At 57.0% G+C, this 21,896-nt stretch carries 19 protein-coding genes and 3 tRNA genes; 10 read left to right on the top strand and 12 right to left on the bottom strand.

Annotation, left to right across the window (positions count from 1 at the left end):
• Positions 1–420 precede the first annotated feature (420 nt).
• Both ACP7B9_RS13530 and ACP7B9_RS13525 read right to left on the bottom strand, forming a co-directional pair.
• Positions 421–795, bottom strand: a complete 375-nt coding sequence (locus tag ACP7B9_RS13530; RefSeq protein ID WP_425864166.1) for a phage holin family protein — start codon at positions 793–795, stop codon at positions 421–423.
• Between the two features lie 403 nt (positions 796–1,198).
• Positions 1,199–1,281: transfer RNA gene (locus ACP7B9_RS13525), tRNA-Leu, on the bottom strand.
• Between the two features lie 383 nt (positions 1,282–1,664).
• Here ACP7B9_RS13525 and ACP7B9_RS13520 point away from each other — a divergent pair.
• The 7 genes from ACP7B9_RS13520 (at position 1,665) to pknB (ending at position 11,219) form a co-directional block, all read left to right on the top strand.
• A complete protein-coding gene (locus ACP7B9_RS13520; RefSeq protein WP_425864165.1) occupies positions 1,665–2,468 on the top strand; it encodes an FhaA domain-containing protein in 804 nt (267 codons plus the stop codon).
• Positions 2,465–2,950 (top strand): FHA domain-containing protein FhaB/FipA, encoded by a 486-nt coding sequence (locus ACP7B9_RS13515; protein ID WP_425864164.1) that lies wholly within the window; start codon positions 2,465–2,467, stop codon positions 2,948–2,950. The genes ACP7B9_RS13520 and ACP7B9_RS13515 overlap by 4 nt, the downstream gene beginning before the upstream one ends.
• A gap of 2 nt (positions 2,951–2,952) precedes the next feature.
• Positions 2,953–4,611 (top strand): protein phosphatase 2C domain-containing protein, encoded by a 1,659-nt coding sequence (locus tag ACP7B9_RS13510; RefSeq protein WP_425864176.1) that lies wholly within the window; start codon positions 2,953–2,955, stop codon positions 4,609–4,611.
• The gene (locus tag ACP7B9_RS13505; protein WP_425864162.1) at positions 4,608–6,002 is read left to right on the top strand and encodes an FtsW/RodA/SpoVE family cell cycle protein; all 1,395 of its coding nucleotides are present in this window, start codon (positions 4,608–4,610) and stop codon (positions 6,000–6,002) included. Before ACP7B9_RS13510 ends, ACP7B9_RS13505 begins: the two co-directional genes overlap by 4 nt.
• Positions 5,999–7,468 (top strand): peptidoglycan D,D-transpeptidase FtsI family protein, encoded by a 1,470-nt coding sequence (locus ACP7B9_RS13500; RefSeq protein WP_425864161.1) that lies wholly within the window; start codon positions 5,999–6,001, stop codon positions 7,466–7,468. Before ACP7B9_RS13505 ends, ACP7B9_RS13500 begins: the two co-directional genes overlap by 4 nt.
• Positions 7,465–9,246 (top strand): protein kinase domain-containing protein, encoded by a 1,782-nt coding sequence (locus tag ACP7B9_RS13495; RefSeq protein ID WP_425864159.1) that lies wholly within the window; start codon positions 7,465–7,467, stop codon positions 9,244–9,246. Before ACP7B9_RS13500 ends, ACP7B9_RS13495 begins: the two co-directional genes overlap by 4 nt.
• Before the next feature lie 62 nt (positions 9,247–9,308).
• A complete protein-coding gene (pknB, locus tag ACP7B9_RS13490) occupies positions 9,309–11,219 on the top strand; it encodes a Stk1 family PASTA domain-containing Ser/Thr kinase (RefSeq protein WP_425864156.1) in 1,911 nt (636 codons plus the stop codon).
• 23 nt (positions 11,220–11,242) lie between these two features.
• On the opposite strand, the gene ACP7B9_RS13485 is transcribed toward pknB, so the two are convergent.
• Positions 11,243–11,881, bottom strand: coding sequence for an anthranilate synthase component II (locus tag ACP7B9_RS13485; protein ID WP_425864154.1), 639 nt, complete (start codon positions 11,879–11,881; stop codon positions 11,243–11,245).
• A 168-nt stretch (positions 11,882–12,049) separates the two neighbouring features.
• On the bottom strand, positions 12,050–12,757 hold the full coding sequence (locus ACP7B9_RS13480) for a class E sortase (RefSeq protein ID WP_425864174.1): 708 nt from the start codon (positions 12,755–12,757) through the stop codon (positions 12,050–12,052).
• Between the two features lie 333 nt (positions 12,758–13,090).
• Here ACP7B9_RS13480 and ACP7B9_RS13475 point away from each other — a divergent pair, with 333 nt between their 5' ends.
• Positions 13,091–13,345, top strand: a complete 255-nt coding sequence (locus tag ACP7B9_RS13475) for a cell division protein CrgA (protein ID WP_425864152.1) — start codon at positions 13,091–13,093, stop codon at positions 13,343–13,345.
• 10 nt (positions 13,346–13,355) lie between these two features.
• Here ACP7B9_RS13475 and ACP7B9_RS13470 read toward each other — a convergent pair whose 3' ends face one another.
• Both ACP7B9_RS13470 and ACP7B9_RS13465 read right to left on the bottom strand, forming a co-directional pair.
• The gene (locus ACP7B9_RS13470) at positions 13,356–13,676 is read right to left on the bottom strand and encodes a hypothetical protein (protein WP_425864151.1); all 321 of its coding nucleotides are present in this window, start codon (positions 13,674–13,676) and stop codon (positions 13,356–13,358) included.
• A gap of 184 nt (positions 13,677–13,860) precedes the next feature.
• Positions 13,861–16,518, bottom strand: coding sequence for a LuxR C-terminal-related transcriptional regulator (locus ACP7B9_RS13465; protein ID WP_425864150.1), 2,658 nt, complete (start codon positions 16,516–16,518; stop codon positions 13,861–13,863).
• 742 nt (positions 16,519–17,260) lie between these two features.
• Here ACP7B9_RS13465 and ACP7B9_RS13460 point away from each other — a divergent pair.
• Positions 17,261–17,812 (top strand): flavin reductase family protein, encoded by a 552-nt coding sequence (locus tag ACP7B9_RS13460; protein ID WP_425864148.1) that lies wholly within the window; start codon positions 17,261–17,263, stop codon positions 17,810–17,812.
• 8 nt (positions 17,813–17,820) lie between these two features.
• Here ACP7B9_RS13460 and ACP7B9_RS13455 read toward each other — a convergent pair whose 3' ends face one another.
• The gene (locus ACP7B9_RS13455) at positions 17,821–18,540 is read right to left on the bottom strand and encodes a rhomboid family intramembrane serine protease (protein ID WP_425864147.1); all 720 of its coding nucleotides are present in this window, start codon (positions 18,538–18,540) and stop codon (positions 17,821–17,823) included.
• A gap of 258 nt (positions 18,541–18,798) precedes the next feature.
• Positions 18,799–19,341: a peptidylprolyl isomerase gene (locus tag ACP7B9_RS13450; RefSeq protein ID WP_425864146.1), complete on the bottom strand. Its 543-nt coding sequence runs from the start codon at positions 19,339–19,341 to the stop codon at positions 18,799–18,801.
• A 110-nt stretch (positions 19,342–19,451) separates the two neighbouring features.
• On the opposite strand from ACP7B9_RS13450, the gene ACP7B9_RS13445 reads away from it, so the two are divergent.
• On the top strand, positions 19,452–20,459 hold the full coding sequence (locus ACP7B9_RS13445; protein ID WP_425864144.1) for a hypothetical protein: 1,008 nt from the start codon (positions 19,452–19,454) through the stop codon (positions 20,457–20,459).
• 76 nt (positions 20,460–20,535) lie between these two features.
• Here ACP7B9_RS13445 and ACP7B9_RS13440 read toward each other — a convergent pair whose 3' ends face one another.
• The 4 genes from ACP7B9_RS13440 to ACP7B9_RS13425 all read right to left on the bottom strand — a co-directional run bounded on the left by ACP7B9_RS13440 (position 20,536) and on the right by ACP7B9_RS13425 (position 21,862).
• Positions 20,536–21,420 carry a DMT family transporter gene (locus tag ACP7B9_RS13440; protein ID WP_425864141.1) on the bottom strand — a complete coding sequence of 295 codons (885 nt, stop codon included), beginning with the start codon at positions 21,418–21,420 and terminating at the stop codon, positions 20,536–20,538.
• A gap of 97 nt (positions 21,421–21,517) precedes the next feature.
• Positions 21,518–21,593 (bottom strand) — tRNA-Ala (locus ACP7B9_RS13435).
• Positions 21,594–21,632: 39 nt separating this feature from the next.
• Complete coding sequence (locus tag ACP7B9_RS13430; RefSeq protein WP_425864139.1) at positions 21,633–21,752, bottom strand: DLW-39 family protein; 120 nt, start codon at positions 21,750–21,752, stop codon at positions 21,633–21,635.
• A 36-nt stretch (positions 21,753–21,788) separates the two neighbouring features.
• Positions 21,789–21,862, bottom strand: a tRNA-Ile gene (locus ACP7B9_RS13425).
• Positions 21,863–21,896 lie beyond the last annotated feature (34 nt).

The raw sequence follows: 21,896 nt of genomic DNA, 5'->3' as shown, positions 1-21,896 counted from the left end.
AAACCAAATAACCAATTCAATATAAATAAATTGGTATCAATAAAACTTGGCACACTATTGAGTTCTCAAACAACAACCGCTCCCAGCCACACACCAAAAACAACCCGTAAACAACAGGTAAATCCTTGACGATCAGTGCCAGGGCAACTTTGCAAGCTTACCGAACCAGCTTTCAAAAAGCAAATCCATAAACCCGCCGCCATTCAACCCGAAACGAGCCAAACAACCACCCAAGACATGCAAAACGACCGGAACAAACCGGCCACACAAACTCAGGATTTTCGCACCCGCAGCAAGCGGGGCAACTCGAAAAACAATACACACCTTTTCGCTGGCACGCAAATCCACAGGGCCCCAGGGGCGGGCCCCCGGAGACAGTGCTCTCCGATTCCTGTGCGGGATTCTGGGTCGCCGGCGATATTAGCTGCTGGCAACCTTCAGCAAATACTTAGGTGCCAACATCGCGCAGAGTCCAGTAATCGCCCAAACAATCAGCGCGGCCAGGATCCAGGTAAGGAAGCCATGGATCCTGATGCCGCCAAAGGGCAGGTTGGCGATGATCAAGGCCAGCAGTGTTGAGGCAAGCGATGCGAGCCCGGCAAGTGCGGGCACATGCGTGCTGGCCAACTTGGCCACAAAGCCAGTCAAAAGTGATTGGGTGATCGTGAAGATGACGACTGCCGTAAGGAATCCACCAAGTCCAAGGCTGAACCGCGGGAGGAGCATCGCAGCAATAATGATGGCCACTGCGGAGCTACCAAGCTGAATGCCAATGCCGATCAATAGTTTCTTCATTCCTTGATCCTATGCTGCAGTGATCCGCTGGCGCAGGGAAGGCTGTGGAGCACCCGCCAGATGCTCCTATATATAGGTCACTAAATGCGATGACTTCACTCCTATATATAGGCACTGATGTTCGCTGCATCGACAGCGGCAGAAATGGCACTATCTTCTGTCCGATTGAGTACTGCCGTTCCCTGCGCCAAGGTGCCCTGTGATTCTGGAACGTGGGGCGCAGGGCGGCGGCACACTCGAATCTGGCAGGCCCCCTAAACCACGGATCTGCAGGGCGGACCCACCTGCAACACACCCGAGCCTCAGACTTTTCGTCCTATACGCCCTATGGGCCCTGAACTGATGAATTAAACAAAAGATCCCCGGCAAAACCATTGGTTTTACCGGGGATCTTTCAAAAACGTGCGCGAGGGGGGATTTGAACCCCCACGCCCTTTCGGACACTGGCACCTGAAGCCAGCGCGTCTGCCGTTCCGCCACTCGCGCGTTTTTTGCAATCCACTTAGGTGTTGAGTTGTTTTCAACATTCAGTGGAACAGCGAGATCAAGCATATAGGACTTTGTGCCAATTAACCAAAACGGGGCTCTCAGCCCCCGGATTAGTGGCCTCGAAGGGCCTGAATATCGCTAAACCACGCGGATTTCGGCCCATCTGGGCCAGTCTGCGCAATCCCCTCCCCTGGTAGGAAATTTGCCACATCCAAGCCAAGTGATAGGTATATTCAAAGGCACCGGCAGTAGTATCAACCTTGAACAGCGTTGCCCGCGGTGCGGACAACCGACAGGTAGCGCCCTCGAATTGCGCGGCAGAGAGCCGTTACTAGCGCAGCTTGACGACTGCGGAATCGAACTGAAAGGGAGGAGAGCACATGGGATTGTTTGACAACGTTGAGAAGGGCATTGAAAAGGCCGTCCGTGGTGCCTTCTCTCTGGGTTCCAAGACCCTCCAGCCGGTTGAGATGGCCAGCGCCCTTCGCCGGGAGCTCGATGACAAGGCCATGACACTGGACGCAGGGCGAACACTCGCCCCGAACGTCTTCAACATCGAGTTGGGCGACGCCGACTTCGAACGAGCCCGATCATGGGGCGTCACCCTGGCCGAAGAGCTTTGCGATGTGGTTATCAACCACTCACGCAGCCAGGGTTACGTGCTTCAGGGTCCCGTCCGGGTTGCCTTTACCCATGAGAAAGACCTGCGGTCGGGCCAATTCGAGGTTCGTTCCTCCACCGAGAAGGAAAATGGCGCGCCCGCACAAACCCAGCGGCCACAGGCCCCGGTGACCCCACCGGCCAGGCCAAGTCAGAACCCCGGAGCTGCACAAGCACCGGCAGCTGTTTACAAACGGCCAGTCGCTCCGGCCAGAGCTAGTGGACAGCCAGTGCTGGACATTGACGGTCAGCGATACTCACTCAACGCGGCGTCGATCGTTCTGGGCCGGTCTTCCGAGGCCGACATTCTCATCGACGACACCGGCGTCTCGCGCAAGCACTTGGAAATCCGCACTCTCGACGGCACCAGCACGGCTGTTGACCTTGGTTCAACCAATGGCAGTTATGTTGACGGCCGCCGCGTCCATGGCACCGCAGATTTGCACGACGGATCAAACATCACCATGGGAGGTACGCAGATAACTTTCCGTGTAGTGCCGGCGCGCAGCGGAGGCTCCCGATGAATGATCTAAGCCTCGTTGTCACAATTTTGCGCTTCGGATTTCTGGTTCTCATGTGGATCATGGTGTTCAGTGTTGTCGCAGCCATGCGCCGGGACCTAGTCATCGGCCGGAAGGCCAAAGTGGGGGAACCTACAGCACGCCAGGCGCGCAGGCACCCTGAGCTGGTCGAAGAAACTCCACCAGCGAAGGTACAGGCCCGCCAGCTGGTGGTCACCGAGGGCCCACTTGCCGGCACCACTTTGGAGCTTTCCGGCACACCCATTTTGCTGGGTCGAGCTCAGGATGCCACCTTAGTGCTTGAGGATGACTACGCTTCGGGACGCCACGCTCGCCTATTTCCACAGGGCACCCGCTGGTTTGTTGAAGATTTGGGATCCACCAATGGAACATTCCTCGGTGGCAGTGCATTGACGCGCGCCCTCCCTGTGGAAATCGGGGTCCCTGTGCGGATCGGCAAAACGGTCATCGAATTGAGGCCGTGAGTATGGCCGAGTACCCGCTAGTTCTGCGTTATGCAGCCCGATCCCACGTGGGATTGGTCAGGGCAAAGAATGACGATTCAGCCTATGCGGGCCGGTATTTGGCAGTTGTCGCTGACGGCATGGGTGGCCACGCCGGCGGTGACGTTGCCAGCGCGTCCACGGTTCTGGACCTGATCCACCTTGATCACAATCTCCATGATGATGACGCAGGAACCCACCTTGCGGATGAGATTCAGAGCGCGAACTCCCTGCTTTCTGAGCTGGTTCACGTCAACCCCAAATTGGCTGGCATGGGCACCACGGTCACAGCACTGTTGCTTTCCGGGAACAGACTTGCCTACGCACACATAGGTGATTCCCGTGCGTACAGACTGCGTGACGGTGTCTTTGAGCAGCTGAGCACCGACCATACATTCGTGCAGCGCATGATCGATGAGGGGCGCATGACCGAGGCTGAGGCCGAGGTTCACCCACACAAGAACGTGCTGATGCGCGTGCTTGGCGATGTTGATGCTTCGCCCGAGCTTGACCTCAAGTACTTCGACGCTATCCCCGGCGACCGCTGGTTGCTTTGCTCGGATGGCCTGAACTTTGTCCGTCACGAAATGGTCGAAGAGGTCATTCGCAACACCAAGTCGCTGACGTCCGCCGCTGAGACCTTGATCGATCTAACGCTGGCTGCCGGTTCACCCGACAATGTCACGGTAGTGGTTTTTGACATCGCTGAGGATGTTCCGGACCAGACAGCTGCGCTTGAGACGGTGCCGGCAGCTGCTATGGATGCCACCACCCAGGCTCCGCTACCGCCGGATGAAACGGACGACGTCGGAGACTCGCCGGAGTCACAATCGGAGACCCTCGTCGTTTCTGATGCCGGGGACGATGCTGACGCCGACCCGGCCATCGACAGTGAACCTGAATCCCTCGATTCATACGTTCGTGCGGAAGCGGTCCGCCAAGAGCTCGCTGCACGCGAACATCAACTCGTTGGCGCGGCCGTGACAGCAAATGCAGAGGGCAAAATCCCGCAGCTGGCCAGGCATCCCGCCATCCCGCGGGCAGCCACGGTGTTGACCCACAAACCGACAGCGGAATCCACCACACTGGTTGAAGACACCGAGGTATCACTACCTCGCCTTCGCCGCCGTCCGTGGTTGCTCGCCATAATCGGCGGGTTAACGGCCTTAGTCATAGTTGCCGGTTCCTGGGCAGCTTATGCGTGGACACAGACCCAGTATTTTGTGGGTGCTGCCGACGGAAATGTGGCCATCTATCAAGGCGTTTCACAATCGCTTGGACCAATATCGCTATCCCACCTGTATCGCGAAACAACCGTTAAGGTTGTCTCATTGCCCGCCTACTCACAACAGCTAGTGGCAAATACCGTGCCAGCGCCAACACTCGGTGACGCTGAACAGATCATCAGTGACCTCCAGCTAGGCACCGGTTCGAGCCTCCCCCCGTGCGAACTGCTTGCAACTCCGAAAAGCAGCGCAACATCCACCGCAAAACCGACAGCCACTACAAAACCGTCGGCAACGGCCACACCATCGGCAAAAGCCACGCCGACCGCCATACCCTCGGGTACAACCGGTCCTTCTGCTGGCAGCACTACGTCGCCAACAGCACAAGCAAGCTGCATACCCGGAGGTGGAAAATGAGCCAATTACTGACGGTGGAAAAACCGCGCCGCAATACCGAGCTCTTTCTGCTCGTCCTTGCCCTAGGCGTGTCCGCCATGGCCAATGCACTGGTGAACCTTAATCTTGGCCGCAGTTTTGATAACGACTTCTATACACAAATCGCTATTTTGGCCGCGCTTTCCCTAGTTTTCCACGTTGTTCTGAGGATTCGGGCGAAATATGCCGATCCGGTCATATTGCCTGTAGTCGTAGCCCTGAACGGCATTGGTCTGGCTGTCATCCACCGCCTTGACATCACCTCGGGTGATACTGCGGCAACACGCCAGTGGATGTGGACCAGCCTTGCTGTTGTTGCAGCCATAGCGGTGATGTGGTTCTTACGGGATCACCGAATCTTGCGCCGCTATACCTATATTTCACTGTTGGTTTCAGTCGTCCTGCTAATCCTGCCGCTCGTTCCAGGGATCTCGGCTGGCAGTGTCTACGGCGCCACGGTCTGGATTTCCATCGGCCCCTTCACTTTTCAGCCAGGCGAAATTGCCAAAATCACCTTGGCTATATTCTTCGCAGGGTATTTATCTTCAAATAGGGACTTGATCCTCCTGGCCGGTAAGAAGATCGGCCCCTTGCAGCTCCCGCGAAGCCGCGATCTGGCGCCCATGATCGTGGCGTGGCTGGCCAGCGTCGGCGTGCTAGTTTTTCAGCGAGATTTGGGATCCTCGGTCTTGTTCTTTGGTCTATTCATGGTCATGATCTATGTGGCAACCAGCCGGGTCAGCTGGATCTTGATCGGTGTCGGGCTCATTGCGGTTGGTGGCGTAGCGGCCTATCAAATTTTCCCCCACGTCGCCCGCCGTATCGACGTTTGGGTCAACGCCTTCGACCCCGAATACATTGGCGCAGATTTTGGTAGCTTCCAGGTTGTTGAAGGATTGTTCGGCCTTGCCAATGGCGGACTGTTTGGTACCGGACTTGGCCAAGGCACGTCCGAGAAATTGCCTGTGGCAAACAGCGACATGATCATCGCGGTCATTGGTGAGGAACTCGGTCTGATCGGACTCTTCGCCATATTGTGCCTTTATGCTCTCCTGGTGGCGCGCGGATTCCGCGCAGCCTTGGGTACCCGCGATGCCTTTGGGAAGCTACTTGCGGTGGGATTGTCATTCGCAGTCGCACTGCAATGTTTCATCATCATCGGTGGTGTCACTCGGCTCATTCCCCTGACCGGCCTCACAACACCGTTCTTAGCCGCCGGTGGCTCATCCTTGTTGGCGAACTGGATAATCGTGGCCCTCATACTTAAAATTTCCGACGCCGCACGGCGTCCCATCGACCTAACCGGCCCAGCGACTCCGCCGAGCCCTAAGCCGGATACCGTACAGACACGCAAGGAGGTTTCCTCACCATGAATCTAGCGATCAGAAATTCCTGGATAGTAGCCGTTGCCTTGTTTGCGCTTCTCTTTGGCGCCGTCTCTTACGTGCAATTCTTCGCCGCCGATTCGCTCAATGCGAACCCACAGAACAACCGTCAACTTATTGCAACTTTCTGCAGTAACCGAGGACCCATCCTTGTTGATGGGCAGGCCATCGCTGAATCAGTTCCCAGCGGAACCGACTGCAAGTACCAGCGCACCTACAACGATCCGGAGCTGTACGCCGGGCTGACCGGCTTCTTTAGTAAGTTCTCCGGACAGTATGGTGTCGAGGATGCTATGCGGGATGAATTGACAGGGAACTCCGATTCGGCCCTCTTCGATCGAATTGCCCAGGCTTTCACTGGCGAGCAGCAGCAGGGACGTTCAGTTGAACTGACTATCGACTCGTCCATCCAAAAGCTGGCTTTTGACATGATCCCTGATGATGTCGGCGGCTCCATTGTGGTCATGAATCCCAAGACCGGAGCCATCATCGCCATGGTTTCCAAGCCTTCATATGACACGAACCTGATGGCCACCCACAACGAGAATGACTTCGCCGCCTCCATGAAGTCCCTGACCGCCGTTCCGGGGATTAACCTCTACGGCTCGGTGGCCTACAGGGAGACTTACGCGCCAGGCTCTGTCTTCAAGATCATCGACACCGCGGCAGCCTTGGAATCGGGAAAATATAACAAGGACAGCATACTTCCCAACCCTAGCGAGCTGACGTTCCCTGGCATCGACTACGCGCTGCCGAATTATGCCAACGGCCAGTGCTACACCAAGGACAAGGCAAGCTTTGCCTTCGCCTTGGAAAACTCCTGCAACACTCCATTCGCCAGTATCGCCTTGGATCTGGGGCAGGACGCGATCACCGCCGAAGCTGAGAAGTTCGGCTTCAATGACAATTCGCTAGAGTTCCCCGCCCGGGTTACCGCCAGCAGTTTTCCTGGTAGCGATGGCGTCTTGGATGCACCATCCCTGGCACAGAGTGCTATTGGTCAGAAAGATGTCCGAACCACACCATTGCAGATCGCCATGATGACGGCGGCGATTGCCAATGGTGGCGAGCAGATGGCCCCAAACCTTGTGAAGACTGTCCGGACGCCTGATCTCAAAACCGTTTCCTCACTTACGCCCGAAGTACTCAGGCAGTCGACAACGCCGGAAGTCGCAGCCCAAATCAAGGACTGGATGGTTAGCGTTGTTGATAACGGCATTGGTTCGGCTGCGGCTGTTCCCGGTGTCCAGGTAGCGGCCAAGACCGGTACGGCAGAACTCGGCCTCACAGAAAGTGGAGTAATGCTCAACAACGCATGGTTTACCGGCTTTGCCCCGGCCAACGACCCAGAAGTCGTGGTCACAATCGTCATGCCGAAGGTTGACGTGGCCACTGGAGCACAATTGACAAGTCCCAACGCAAGTAAACTCTTCAAGGCGGTGTTGAACAAGTGAGGCCTATATCTGGTATCACCTTAGGCGGCAGGTTCCAACTCACATCACGCATTGCCATTGGCGGCATGGGCGAGGTGTGGCGGGCACAGGATCAGGTCCTGGGCCGCATAGTTGCCATCAAGATCCTCAAGGACGAATACACGGGGGATCCCGGCTTCCGTGCCCGTTTCCGCGCCGAAGCCAAGCACACCGCCCTGCTCAACCACGAAGGCATCGCCAACGTCTTTGACTACGGCGAAGAGGATGGTTCGGCCTACCTGGTCATGGAACTTGTTCCCGGCGAGCCGCTGTCAACACTGATTGAGCGTGAGCGTGTACTCTCGGCCGATTGGACCCTGTCCATGATTGCCCAGACTGCCCGCGCCCTGGCCGTGGCCCACGCTCAGGGTCTTGTGCATCGTGATGTGAAGCCTGGCAATCTGCTCATCACGCCGGAAGACAAGGTCAAGATCACCGACTTTGGCATTGCACGCTTGGCTGACCAGGTGCCGTTGACCCAGACCGGTCAGGTCATGGGAACGGCTCAGTACTTGGCGCCCGAGCAGGCTACTGGACAGATTGCCACCGGTTCAAGTGACATTTATTCCCTTGGTGTTATTGGTTACGAGTGCATTACCGGACACAGGCCATTCTCGGGCGAATCCCAGATTGCGATTGCCCTGGCCCAGGTAAATGATGCTCCTCCACCGCTTCCAGACACCCTGCCGGTACCCGTACGCGCGCTGTTGATGTCCATGCTGTCCAAGGAACCAATAAACCGCCCGGCAAATGCCTTGAAGTTGTCAGAGGCGGCAGAGGCAATCCGTGAAGGCGATATCAAGAAGGCCCACGCAGCGGTTCCGGGCATGCTGTTGTTCGAAGCGACAACCGGCCCCATCACGGCACCGGTTGACGTCAATGCCACAGCGCCTACCTCGGTTGTTGGAAACATTGCCGAGCCCACAACCACGGCGCTGCCTGCTGTCGTTCCGGATGTACAGTCCTCAAGCCCCACTCGCGCAGAGATACTTGGCGCAGAGCGCGCCTGGCAAGCAGAGCAGGCGCCGCATGATTTGCTCAGCACAGATGATGACGAAGCTGTGGAAGAGCCAGCCAAGAAGGGCCGGAGTCCCTGGACGTGGCCTCTCATTGGACTCCTGATCTTGCTCGTGTTTGCTGTTGGGGCGCTCCTGCTGCAGGGCGCCGGACTCCTTGGGAACAATGATGACCCGGCCCCGACAACGTCGCCCTCGACCACCACGAGTCAGCGTCCCAGTACGGCCCCGCCAACGACGTCCGAGGCACCTACGCCAAGTGACACGCCGGACCCAACCACCGAGGCCCCGAAACCGAAAGAAATTGAAGTAATCAGCAATGCGCTGGTTGGCAAGTCCTTCGCAGACGTTGAAGGTCTATTGGCCGGCTTGAATGTGGAACGCGTCGACGAGTTCAGTGATACATATGCAGCAGAGACCGTGATGGCAGTTACCCCAACGGGGAAGCTTGTTGAAGGATCCACCGTCACCGTGACGGTCTCGAAGGGACCCGCGACGGCCGCTGTTCCCTCCTCCGTTGGCCAGGAGGGCAATGCTTACGACCAGGCACTTGTTGCCGCAGGGTTCATTCCCAACCGGATCGAAGAGGCCTCGGCCACCGTGGCAAAGGGCGTCGTCATTCGCACCACTCCTGCGGCAGGAACACAGCTTGAGACAGGGTCCACGGTGGCCTATTACGTCTCCTCCACCGGTCCTGCCGACGAACCTTCAGCAACACCAACGGCAACCGCAGGGGGACAGTAATTTCATCGGTCTCCCCAAGCATCTCCCCCTCACCAACTCACTGAAAGGACAAGCAAATAGCTATGAACATTCCGCGCGTCCTTAATGACAGGTATGAGATCGGTGAGCTGCTTGGCCGCGGCGGCATGGCTGACGTCTACAAGGCTCGGGACCTCCGCCTGAGTCGCGCAGTAGCCATTAAGCTGCTCCGTGCCGACGTTGCAAGGGATTCACAGTTACAGGCCCGCTTTCGCCGTGAGGCCCAGGCCGTGGCAGGCCTGAACCATCCCTCCATCGTCGCGGTTTACGACACGGGCGAACATGTCATGGACGATCAGCTGCGTGACAGTGCGCATCTGCCCTACATCGTCATGGAATACGTCCACGGGAAGACGCTGCGGGAACTTATCCGCGGCAAGGACATCTCCACGGATCAGGCCATCGAGTACACCATGGGTGTCTTGTCAGCCCTTGACTACAGCCATCGCGCAGGCATAGTGCACCGCGATATCAAACCGGCCAACGTCATGGTCACGCAGGATGAGCACGGCATTCTCGGCCAGGTGAAGGTCATGGATTTTGGTATCGCCAGAACCATTTCCGATGCGGCTGCAACGATGACCCAGACTCAGACTGTCATGGGCACGGCCCAATACCTCTCTCCCGAGCAGGCCCTCGGGGAGAGCGTGGACGCGCGCAGCGACCTTTATTCGGCCGCCTGCCTTCTGTTTGAAATGCTCGCCGGGCGCCCACCATTCACTGGCGATTCACCGGTCTCCGTGGCCTACCAGCACGTGCGTGAGCTTCCTCCCGCACCCAGCACCTTTAACGCCAAACTTTCCTCAGCCCTTGACGCGCTATTGGCGCACGCCCTAGAAAAGGACCGGACGCGCCGATTCCAGAATGCCGCCTCCTTCCGTCGCGCGCTCCAGGCGGCCGGCACTGGCGTCATTCTCACCAGTAGTGTCGCACCCGTGCCCGAGCCTGTGCCCGCGCCAGTTCCGCTAGCAGCTGCGCCTGAAGCCCCCAGCGCTCCCACTCATGCCTTGCCCGTCACGGACGACGGCGGACCCTCCACTCGTGCGATGGCGAAAGTCATGGCCGGGGGAGCCTTGACCACCGACATAGGCGAACCGGAGAACCTTGGGGAGGTTGCGCCAGCCCAGAAACGACGTCGTAGGGCGTGGATGGTGTCCCTGTTCGTCCTGCTGGCGCTTATTTTGGGCGGTGGTGGCGTGCTGGGATACAACCTGATCAACGCGAAGCCGCCAGCCGTGCAACAAGTTACCGTACCTCCACTTGCCGGACTCACTCTCGAAACAGCCATACTTCAATTACGCGATCTTGACATGGTGCCGACCAGCACCGAGGAATTTTCCAGCGAGCCAGAGGGCGAAGTCATCCGAACATTCCCCCAGGAAGGCGCACAGCTAAACCCGGGCGCCGACGTCGAAGTGTTCGTTTCCAAGGGCCCCTCGGAAGTACAGATGCCCAAGGAAATAGCCGGGCGAACGGAGGCAGAGGTCCGCTCCAGCCTCACAGCACTGGGTCTGACGATTAACCTCAATGACATGGTCAACGACCCTCTAATCGGAGCCAATCTTGTTGTGACGTCCGATCCGGCCCCCGGTGCGACCGTCCCTGCGGGCACCGCGGTCACTCTGAAGATTTCCACCGGTCAGGTCCTGATGCCATCATTGTTTGACCTAACCAAGGATTCGGCCAGTGTAAAGGAAATCGTCACGGCCGCCCTGAAAGAGGTTTCACCGTATTTGGAAGTGACTTTTGAGGAAGCCGAGAATGCTGTTGTCACGCCCGGCATGGTCACCGCCCAGTCGGTCGTGGCCAGCACGCTCGTTGCGCAGCATACAACCGTCATAGTGACCTTGGCCAAGGCTCCTGCAACGCCCGAGCCCTCGGCCACCACCGCGCCAGTGGAAACCCCCACGGCCACAGCAACCCCGTCTGCAAAAAAGACCAAGGGCCAGGGTTAATTTCTGGCACGCTCCAGTGCCTGTCAGCTGTTGATCAGCGGGCTCAGTGTTGCTGCCTTGGCCACAGCTCCAGCCATTCCCATGGATTCAAGCCAGTTGCCCAGCATCGTGTAGCCGCCCTCGGTGAGAACGGATTCCGGATGGAACTGGACCCCGCACAGGGGTGCGCTCTTGTGCGCCAAACCCATGATCACGCCGTCGGCCGTTTCTGCTGTCACTTCCAGCACCTCAGGGATACTGCCCGGGACAGCTGAAAGTGAGTGGTAACGGGTGGCGGTGACCGGACTGGGCAGGCCGGCAAACACACTGGTGCCGCGGTGGTGAACCTCGCTGGTCTTTCCATGCATGAGCTGCTCCGCATGGGTAACCACACCGCCAAAGGCCTCGGCGAGGGCCTGGTGGCCAAGGCAAACACCCAACATGGGCTTTGCATTCTCGCCACACCACTTGATCAATTCGATGCATACGCCGGCCTCGGCAGGGGTGCCGGGGCCGGGGGAGACCAGTACGCCGTCGCGCGCGCTGGCAAGCTCGATGGCCTCTTCCAGGGTGACGTCGTCGTTGCGTACAACTGTCGTCTCGGCCCCTAGTTGCTGCAGGTAGCCAACTAGCGTGTAGACAAAGCTGTCGTAGTTATCAATGACTAGAATCCGCACTGACATGTCAGACTCCACCGCCAATCGTTGAATCGGTAAGAGGGTTGAACTGGCTCAACCATGGGAAAACAAATTGCATCAACGCCAGTACTGCGGCCGCCAAGAAGAGGACGGCGGTCATGATGCGGAACCATAATGGCCCGGGGAGATGTCTAAAGATCCAGCCGTACATGCTCAGCCTTTCTGGTTCGCTGCGACTTGGGCTGCAATGGCGGCAGGAGGGCCTGCACTGGCGGGCTGCCAAGATTCCATGATCGAGTATGCAACGATGCGTTCCTCGGCACCAAAGCGGGGGTTGCAACTGGTCATGGTCATGAACCGCTCGGTAGGCGTTGCACCTGCTTGCGTGGGAACGGGCAGCAAGACATCGCCACGGCTTGGCAACACGATCTGGTTGTTGCGGAACACGTAGGTGTAATAACCGTCCTTGGTCTGGACGTAAATCTTGTCACCCGGGACTAGGGTATGAATGGCGTCCAGGACGGCGCCGTGAGTCTGCCGGTGGCCCGCAACCGCAAAGTTTCCAACACCTCCGGGCATGGTGGAGCTGTCATAACGGCCCAGTCCCAATGTATCTAGCTGAGCCTGCCCCACGCCCTCCACCAAGGGCCGGCTGTAGGTGGCACCGAAGCGCGGGATGTATACAACACCAAACACGGCACTGAGATCAGAGGGTTCGGCCATGACAATGGGCTGGCCGTAGTCTGTGGGCGCAACCGCGGCCGGGGGAGTAACAGGGCCTTGGAAATCGTGGGCGAATTGTGAAACGGCAGCCTGCTGCGCGGAATTGGATTCGATGTTGGTCCACCATAGTTCCCACACAACAAAAAGCAACAAGATGACGCCACAGGTAATAAGGAGCTCACCTATGACCTGGACCAGGGTGCGGAAGAATCCTTGTTTGGAGCGCTGTGCGCGCTTTCGCCGATCGGATCGCTTTCGGCTGTCTCGAACTCTTGCATTGCCGGAGATCAGTTCATCAACGCCCACAGCTTTATCAACAAGGTCTGGCGAGTGAGCCACGCGGGTCTCCTGACTGAAGTTGGGCGGTAAAGTCATGCAATCTGAGGCTGCACTAAATACAGCTAGAATTACGACAACGATACCGGCAGTTCACCGACCTGGAACAATTCCCGCAACAACATCACAGGTAATGAACCGCCCGTCAACCCACCGAGTGGATCGTCTTGTCGGTCCCAATGTCAAGGAGCTCCTGTGCCCGAGTCAAAACCGCGTCGCCGCCCCGCCAAGGCCCCGGTTCAAACGCCTTCCGCCAAAACACAGCAGCCCAACGCCGTTTGGTTCCTTCCGGTCATGGTCACCCTCATGCTGGTAGGTCTGGCCTGGATCATCACTTATTACATCTCGGACGGAAAGTTCCCGATTCCCAATATCAGCAACTGGAACATCGGCATTGGCTTTGGAATAGCGCTGGCCGGGTTCATGATGACGACCCGCTGGCGCAGCTAAGCTTCAAGGTTCACTTTCCTTTTTTGCCTGAATTTTTCTGCTTTACCGAAGTGCTCTCAACGTAGCGCCCTTCAGTACTCCCTGCGGCACGGGCCGGCACTTCACCGGCCGTGCCGTAGTCGGCTTCAACAAAAGTGCCGCTCTCGGCTTCCGTGAGGGGATCCTCCGTGCCAGCCAAACCATAGTCACCTTCGATGTAGCGGCCCACCGGATCGCTGGGCTTACGTCCGTCTTGTGTTCCGGCGATCCCGTACTTTCCCTGCACATAACGACCCCGGGCAGCATCATTCTGCCTAGCATCTTCTGGGCTGGATTCATCCTTGCTGGACATTGTGCCGCCCTGCTCTCCATATCACCAATACCCGCCTGCCACTTTGGCCGACGAAGCCCCCGTGTTTTCAGTTTAGCCACCCAACGGTATTGCGGACAGGGGTCGTCGTGCCATTCGACAGGGTAGGCAGCTTGGGGACTGACTGCTTCCTTCCTCTAGCTCCAACTATCCGGCAGTCCACCGCTTATGAGTGCCTAACCCTGACGTCTTCTTTTTCGGCTTCGTAGTTCAAGAGTCCGGAGAGCTGCTCACGTGACTGAATGTCCAACTTGATAAAGGTCCTGTAGAGGTGGCCTTCAATCGTTCGCAGTGAGACATTGAGCCTTGCCGCAATGGCATTATTTGACTCGCCTTGGGCAACCAGCAGGGCTATTTGGTGTTCCCGCCGGGTCATCTTTGGCTGGTCCATGGTTTGGAAGACCGGGGATACCAACCCGGGCATCTGTTCACGCATGGCTACTACCTTGCTGGCAGTCTTACGGCTCTTGTGAACTTTTCCGCTGTCATGGAATTTCTTTAGTGCCTGAGTTGCCAGTTCTACGGCAATCAGTTCAAAGCCGAATTCCATTGCTGTGGCGCTGGCCCGGTCAAGGCTTGCGGGATCCTGGGACCGCATGGCCATCGACCAATTGACAAAAAATTCTTTACTGCCAGATTCCAGCTTTTTCGCCACCTCAACCAGTCGGACAATCGCAGCTGTATCCCCAACCCGCACCATGAGAGAAAGGACTGTCAGTTCGATTCCAAGATATCCATGGGTCTGGCAGTCACGCTGCAAGCTCCGCAGCCGGGACATACCCAGATCAGTCTGGCCGGTCATGAACTGTGAAGCAGCGGCGTAGGCTGCACTCTCCAAGGCATAGAATTTTCCGCTGCGACGACCAAGAGTCGCCAATTGCGCCAGGCACTCTTGGGAGCCATTCAAGTCCCCTCGCATCACCCGGCAGTAGGCCATCAATCCCAGCCCCGTGGACAGTACGGACCAGGGATCGTAATCGTTGAGAGATCCCACTGCCGTTTCTAGGGAGACCAGAGCCTCTTCGATATGTCCGCGACGGCATTGCATCATGGCCAAGGCCAGATCGCGCATGCCACCTGCATAGAGCATCATGTCTGGATTGATGAAAGTCACCGGGTCGAGAGCTACACGCACGTGTTCCCATGCGCCGTCGTAAACAAACGCTGCGACTGCGCGGGTATAAGCCAGAATGGCAATGTCCGGGCGGGGAAACCCATCTGGGCTCTCCAGCTCACCAATGACCTCGATGGCCAAAGACACAGCTGAGCTCATTTGACCAACAGAGCTAAGAACCTCACAGTGAAGAGATTTCAGCAGCACCCTGTCACAGACATTGTCAGTCACTGGGTGCCGCAATAGTGCTTCGATTCGCTCAACGGCATGACCGATATCGCCCAAGGAGACTTCCTTGATGACTCGGAGAATAAGCACGTCAACTTCGGCACGTGTGGAAGCAGGATTTAGGACCACTTTTCCAAAGCGTCCTTCATAACTGGCGTACGCGTCGCTGAACCAGACCGCGTAGTCCTGTTCGGAGATGTGGCTCAGGTTGACGGCGCGCAGGGCATTAGCCGCCACCTGTGGTGACGTAGCCAGTTCAAGGGCCTGCAGTGCAAGCATTCGTGCTTCATCCGGAAATTTCTGATTCAGGTGTGCGATGGCCCGTTCGGCCAGGAGTGCCGCCGCATTTCCTTCGCCAACTCGCGTACTGCTAAATTGCAAGGCCTCCGTAGGGCGCATGAGCTGATTGGCCCAGACTGTGGCTTTCAGAATGCGATCTTCATCGACGGGCAGCCCACAATCGAGGGACCACCGCGTGAAATTGATCAGCACCTCAGGGGTTGAATTATCATCCACCGGCATGAGTTTGGAAACGTCACCAAAATACCCCCGGCTGCGGCCAACGGGGATCATTCCCCTAATGGCCGACGCCGTGACTTGGCGGGCTAGGCGCATGGTTAGCAGTGCACCTGGAACTATTTCCACGAGTTCCCGTTGCTGAATGTCATCAATAGTTTCGGGCCCGGTCAGTTGAAGCAAAACATCCAACGGCAACGGACCCGCCAGCGCCAGAATCTCAAGAACGCGCCGTGTCTCAGGGGGAAGGCGATCGAGATCCATCTGCAGGAACTCTGACGATTCAGCACCCAACCGGTCTTTTGGATGGTCCAGGATCCACACATTGTTAACTTTCCGCAGGGACCCCTCCTCCTGAGCTCCGGCGACCAAGCCATGAAGCACGAGGGGGTTCCCCGAAGAGCGGCTGGTCAGATAGTCAGCTGTAGCTCCTGCCACTTTTCCGCCGAGGAGACCTTCAAGGAAGATTTGCACGTCTCCGGGCTGTAAAGGGGCCAGCTCAAAACGCGTCAGATGTCCATCGCGCCAGAGTTCGCGAAGATAACTGTGCTGGCTGCCCGGTTGGTCCACCAAGATCAGTTTTGCCTCCGAGGACATAACTACCTGAAGTATGATGGCGGCGCTTTGACTGTCCAAATGCTCGGCATTGTCCACCATCAGTACAACACGGTGAGAGTTCTGGACTGCCGTAGTTATCTGATCCAGGAGGCCGTTGAGAACCTCGTAATAGTCACTGCTACGGACCACCTTTGAGCCAACCCTGGCATTAACGGCACCAAAGGGGATGGCGGCTAGAGCCTTACTCGCAGAGAGCCTGATGGTTACGGTGTCAGATCCCAACTCAGCCATAACCTGACCAAGCATCCACGTTTTTCCTGCACCCCGGGAGCCCACAATGAGCACGCCTCGAGTTGCGCTGGATGTCAGCTGGTTAACGATGTCCCCAACATCGGCACGACGAGCCACACATCCTCATTTCACGTCATGAAAACCCAAACTGTCGGGCCATCAATATCAACGGCCCCACCCTGTTGTGGACGGCGCACGTGCATGGATTCATTAAAGCTATCTTCAGTGTAGGGACACTGCACCACTTCTGCCCGCGAATAGATCACAATCCGGAAACTATCGTCCCGAAATCGTCCAGAATCTGATCTTTATTTACCACACTGATTGAAATCTCTTGTCCCAATTTCCTGCAGACTCGGGGAACACTCACGGCCTACCGTGGTTTTGGCCGAGGCGCCGTACGAGGGCACGGTGTCCGGGGACAATGCGGCGGCTGGTGACCCGAAGAACCGGATCTTACAAGTACCCGTTGAAGAGGCAAGATTAATCACTATCCCCAAGTTGTCCACAGTGTGGATAACTTTTTCCCACAAGCCACAGTCTTATCCACTGCGGTTGACAACTTGTTCGAACTATCCACAACCCGTCTTCGAAGCTGTGGTTATCCCTAGTTGTTCACAAAGTTATCCACAGAAGTGGATAACTTTGTCTCGTCATAGCCCCGAACTCGGCAAAACTAGCGCTAGAAAGTAATCCACAGCTGTGGAATTACATGTGTGTAAGTTATACCCAGTGTGTATAACCATGGGGATAAGTATGCGTACGACGAATCTAGAACTACTAGAACTACAGGCTTGTAAGTTATGCCCACATGTGGATAGTGCTGTGGATAAGTGTGGAAACGTGCAAATATGTACTCATGGAACTTGTCGGCGCCTTAGATATCCACAGAGTTTTCCCACAGCAGATCACTCAGGACCAAATTGACGAATACCGCCGACTGAGTGCGGAGCAAGCGAGCGGCGTTGCCATTGTGAGCACTCGTCTACGTGAACGCGACTATGCAGCCACGGTGAGCTCGTATTTGTCAGTGTCCTATGACCCACCGACATTGTTGGTCAGTCTTTATGCAGAGTCTCGGATAGCCCAAGCCGTGGCGGAGTCGGGTTCTTGGGCGTTGTCACTTCTGACGGCACAGCAAAAAGGCCAGGCTAATTGGTTGGCCAGTCCGGGGAATCCCATCGAGGGACTGCTCAACCAGATCGATTTTCGGCGCGGCCCAGCCACAGGCAACGCAATAATTGCTGGTGCCCTGGCCTATTTTGAAGTGGAGACCACGGCCGTGCATGAGGCCGCAACGCACTTATTGGTGGTTGGCAACGTGGTGTCCATGGGGGAAGATGCGCCTTGGGAGAAGGATCAATCTCCGTTGGTTCACTACGCCGCTGACTACCGGCGCCTGAAGCCCTAACGAAGACGTTAGAGGAGCACGAAGTTAGGGAAGGTTGAAACCTTATAGATAGCCAAGATAGCCAGTATCACTACGACGGCGGCCATTGCGCCCCACTGAATCACATTGCGGTTCTTAGCCGGTGCATAAGCGATCGCCGCCGTGCAAAGAGCCCCGGCGATCAGGCCACCAAGATGGGCCTGCCAGGCAATGTTGGGGATGATGAATCCAATGGCAACGTTGATGGCCAGTAGAACCAGGATCTGCCGCAGGTCTCCACCCCGCTTCTTCTGCACAACAAAGAGGGCGCCGAACAGGCCAAACACCGCACCCGAGGCTCCAACAACGGGAGTATCAATGGAGTCCATGGTGGAGAGTAGCAGGACGCCGACAGACCCGGCGAGGGCACTGACGAGATAAACAGCAAGGAAGCGAGCACGCCCAAATGCTGGTTCCAGCGCGTTGCCCAGGATCCAGAGAGCGTACATATTGAAGGCAATGTGCATAAAACTGGATGAATGCAGGAACGCCGAGGTGAGCATGCGCCATGGCTCTGATTCAGTGAGGAATGGGGCGTAAGCAAAGTTCTGAAAGATAAACCCGTTGGGGATGGCCATGTCCAACGCGTACGCGGCAACACAGATGGCCATCATGATGATGGTGACCAGTGGCCGGCCGGCGCGGGCCACACCACCGAAGACGGTCCGCCTTCCGGGGACGGATTTACTTGCTTGTTGGATGCAATCCACACACTGAATTCCCACAGCTGCGCTGCGTTGGCACTCCGGGCACGTTGGCCGGCCACACCGCTGGCAACTCACGTAGGAGACGCGGTCAGGGTGACGAGGGCAAACCGGGGCGCTAGTTGATGGCCCCTGAACCGGATATGCAGAACTCATGAAGTGGGTCCTCAGTAGGAAAAGATCGCTAGGAGAAAACAAGGATGGCTTCAGCCGCCGGATCTACGAGAATCCGGCGGCCAAAGCCATGAACACTAAGAACAGGTATTAGAGCTGTTCGACGGTGACGGAGTTGATGACAACGTCTTCACGCGGCTTGTCGCCGGCGCCTGTTGCGACACCTTCAATGGCGTCAACAACTGCACGGGAAGCTTCGTCAGTGACATCGCCGAAGATGGTGTGCTTGCCCTGGAGCCAGCTCGTGTTCACCGTGGTGATGAAGAACTGTGAACCGTTGGTTCCACGGCCGCCCTGGATGCCAGCGTTAGCCATTGCAAACTTGTAGGGGTCATTGAAGTTCAAGTCGGGGTTGATCTCATCGTCGAACTGGTAGCCGGGGCCACCGATTCCACGGCCCAAGGGATCTCCCGCCTGGATCATGAAGTCCTTGATGATGCGGTGGAAAATGGTTCCGTTATACAACGGGGCGGTGGTCTTTTCACCGGTTGCCGGGTGAGTCCACTCGGTGGTTCCTGTTGCCAGGCCGACAAAGTTGGCCACGGTCTTGGGTGCGTGGTTTCCAAAGAGGTTCACCACGATGTCGCCAAGGCTGGTGTTGATAGTTGCTTTTGCGGTTGGGATAGCAGTCATGGCGATATTCTGCCATGCCTAGATGGAAAATTCCTGTCATAGAACCCCATTCCGCGCCCGGCGAACTGACAAAGGATGGAAACAGTGCGGTTGGGGACGTAGGCTGAAACATGAAACTGCCGACATCTGGAGGAAATGTGAAGAAGGTTGACCGCTTTACCCAAGGTTTGGAAGACTCGCTCAATTCAGGCATGCAAAGTGCCACTGAGTGGGCAACTCCCCATGTGGAAAATGCCAAGGACTGGACCACACCCCGAGTAGAAGCCGCCCTGGGCTGGGCTGTGCCCCGCATTGAAAAGGGCATTGAGCATGCTTCCCCAATGGTTCAAGACGGCCTTCGTAGGGCTGCCCAATACACGGCCGACGGCGTAGCTGCCGTAACGCCGAAACTTCAGGAAGGCCTTGAAAAACTGGCACCGCGAATCTCCGACGCTGTCGATGAGGTCACGCCGCACATTCAGGGAGCATTGGACAAGGCGAGCCCTGCCCTCAGCTCAGCAAGGGACCGGGTGGTTCACGACTTTATCCCGCTGGTTTCGGACAGGCTCGGCGGCGCCGCGCACGCCGTCGAAGGCGCTTTGGAGAAAACCAGGAATTCACACCAAGTGGAGATAGCTGCAGCGAAGCTGGCGGGCAACAAGAAGGCTCTGGCTCGGGCCGAGAAGTCAGCTGCAGAGGCTGCCAAGAAAGTTTCGGCAGAACTCAAGAAGGCCGCAAAACAGGACAAGAAGTCCGGCAAGGGCTGGATCGTGGTTGGCATCCTGGTTGCCGCGACGGCCGCAGGTGTAGCCGCGTGGAAGGCTTCCAAGCCGGTTGCCGACCCATGGAAGACACCAGCCCCTGTTGCTCCCGCAGCTGCTCCCACAGTCGTACCTGCTCCGGTACCTGCGGACGACGGCGCGCACACGAACCTCTCCAACGTTGCGGATACCGCAGAGACCAAGGTTCAAGAGGCCGCCGAGTCCGTCAGTGAGAAGGTCGCGGACGGAGTCGATGACATCGAGGAAGACGCTACCGCGGTGGCCTCAGACGCCAAGGACGCTGCTAAGCACGCCAAGGACGCGGTGGTTGATGCTTCAAATGACACGACGCCAAAACCGACGGCACCCAAGAGGTAGCAATAACAGCACAACTAAATAAATGCAGGATGGCCGGGATCGCTTCGATCCCGGCCATCCTGCATTTAAAGACGTCCTATTTTGTTCTGGAACGCTTAAGCCCGCTGCGTCCCTGATGAAGAATGACAATTGCCAGACCAGCAAGAATGAGGGCCAACCCGGTATAGGTGCCGGCCGGAAGATCCTGCTTCAAGAAGATCCCTGCCAGTAAGGCAGCGCCCGGAATTTCCAGAAGGATCATCATCGAAACCACCAGGGGTGACATGGTGGCTAGTAGATGGTTGAAGATCGTGTGCCCAAAAATTTGAGCGGCCACGGTGACTCCTACGATTCCCCACCAAGCCTCCGGTGGGATGCTGACGAAGGGCTGCCGAAAGGCCAGACACAGGACCAACAGGATCACCGAGCAGATTCCGTAGCACAAGCTCGCGTAGACGCTCGTAGACATGGTCTTGCGGGCTTTGGACCCGGCCAAGGTATAGACAGCAGCTAGGACACCTCCAACAACGGCCAGGAGGTCACCAAGGAGCGCTTCCCTAGAAACTCCCATATCGAAGCCCGTGATGACCACAACGCCTATCAGGGCCGCGCCTAGGCCAAGCAGCATGGGCTTGGCGGGCTTGGAACCGCGGAACCATTGGAACAATGCGATCCAGGCCGCCTGCAGGCAGACAAGGGCCGTCGCCGCAGCCACGCTGGTCATCTTCACCGACGTGACGAAGCAGGCGAAATGGAGCGCAAGGGCTGTTGCCGCAATAGCGGTGTATTTCAGCTCAAGCCGGCTCAAGGAGCTGAAGCGCCCTGGTTCCTTGATAAGGGTTGGCGTCGCCAAAACTAGCGCCCCAAATACATTTACATTGCGCCAGAGCGCAATGGTTAGGGCCGGTGCTGCGGTAGCCGCCATGATCGGACCGGAGGCTGAGACACCCAAAATACCCACGAGGGCCAAGAAAAATATCACTGTACAACCCGTAGACTATTTGCCCGCCCAGCGGCTGCTGGAACTTTTGATGGAAACAAAAAAATAACCCTGATCCGCAGACCAGGGTTATTCCTTATGGTGGAGGCACGGGGACTCGAACCCCGAACCCCCTGCTTGCAAAGCAGGTGCGCTACCAATTGCGCCATGCCCCCATAAAGCTCATTCAGTATATATGAAACTAATCAAAAGATTCAAATTACAGAATCTGTTGCTTTGCTCCATGTTGTCTTCACAACTTTGGATTCTCGCCATTTCTTATTTAGGAAAAATGCAGCACCTAAAGTCACGATCAAGATCAATAACTTCTTCACTACACATCATCCTTCCACAAGAACTGGTAGGTTCCGTGGGCGTACCTGGACTTGAACCAGGGACCTCTTCGTTATCAGCGAAGCGCTCTAACCGCCTGAGCTATACGCCCTCAGTGACCCTCACCGGGCCGAGACAAAACTTTA

It is taken from the genome of Arthrobacter sp. TWP1-1 (assembly GCF_049897845.1).
GTDB lineage: Bacteria > Actinomycetota > Actinomycetes > Actinomycetales > Micrococcaceae > Specibacter.
This window is presented reverse-complemented; position numbering and strand designations above follow the sequence as displayed.

Coding starts and splice junctions, on each gene's coding strand:
- ACP7B9_RS13450 (WP_425864146.1), bottom strand. CDS start 19,341: ATGACTGCTATCCCAACCGCAAAAGCAACTATCAACACCAGCCTTGGC.
- ACP7B9_RS13505 (WP_425864162.1), top strand. CDS start 4,608: ATGAGCCAATTACTGACGGTGGAAAAACCGCGCCGCAATACCGAGCTC.
- pknB (WP_425864156.1), top strand. CDS start 9,309: ATGAACATTCCGCGCGTCCTTAATGACAGGTATGAGATCGGTGAGCTG.
- ACP7B9_RS13500 (WP_425864161.1), top strand. CDS start 5,999: ATGAATCTAGCGATCAGAAATTCCTGGATAGTAGCCGTTGCCTTGTTT.
- ACP7B9_RS13470 (WP_425864151.1), bottom strand. CDS start 13,676: ATGTCCAGCAAGGATGAATCCAGCCCAGAAGATGCTAGGCAGAATGAT.
- ACP7B9_RS13445 (WP_425864144.1), top strand. CDS start 19,452: ATGAAACTGCCGACATCTGGAGGAAATGTGAAGAAGGTTGACCGCTTT.
- ACP7B9_RS13510 (WP_425864176.1), top strand. CDS start 2,953: ATGGCCGAGTACCCGCTAGTTCTGCGTTATGCAGCCCGATCCCACGTG.
- ACP7B9_RS13530 (WP_425864166.1), bottom strand. CDS start 795: ATGAAGAAACTATTGATCGGCATTGGCATTCAGCTTGGTAGCTCCGCA.
- ACP7B9_RS13515 (WP_425864164.1), top strand. CDS start 2,465: ATGAATGATCTAAGCCTCGTTGTCACAATTTTGCGCTTCGGATTTCTG.
- ACP7B9_RS13460 (WP_425864148.1), top strand. CDS start 17,261: ATGGAACTTGTCGGCGCCTTAGATATCCACAGAGTTTTCCCACAGCAG.
- ACP7B9_RS13520 (WP_425864165.1), top strand. CDS start 1,665: ATGGGATTGTTTGACAACGTTGAGAAGGGCATTGAAAAGGCCGTCCGT.
- ACP7B9_RS13485 (WP_425864154.1), bottom strand. CDS start 11,881: ATGTCAGTGCGGATTCTAGTCATTGATAACTACGACAGCTTTGTCTAC.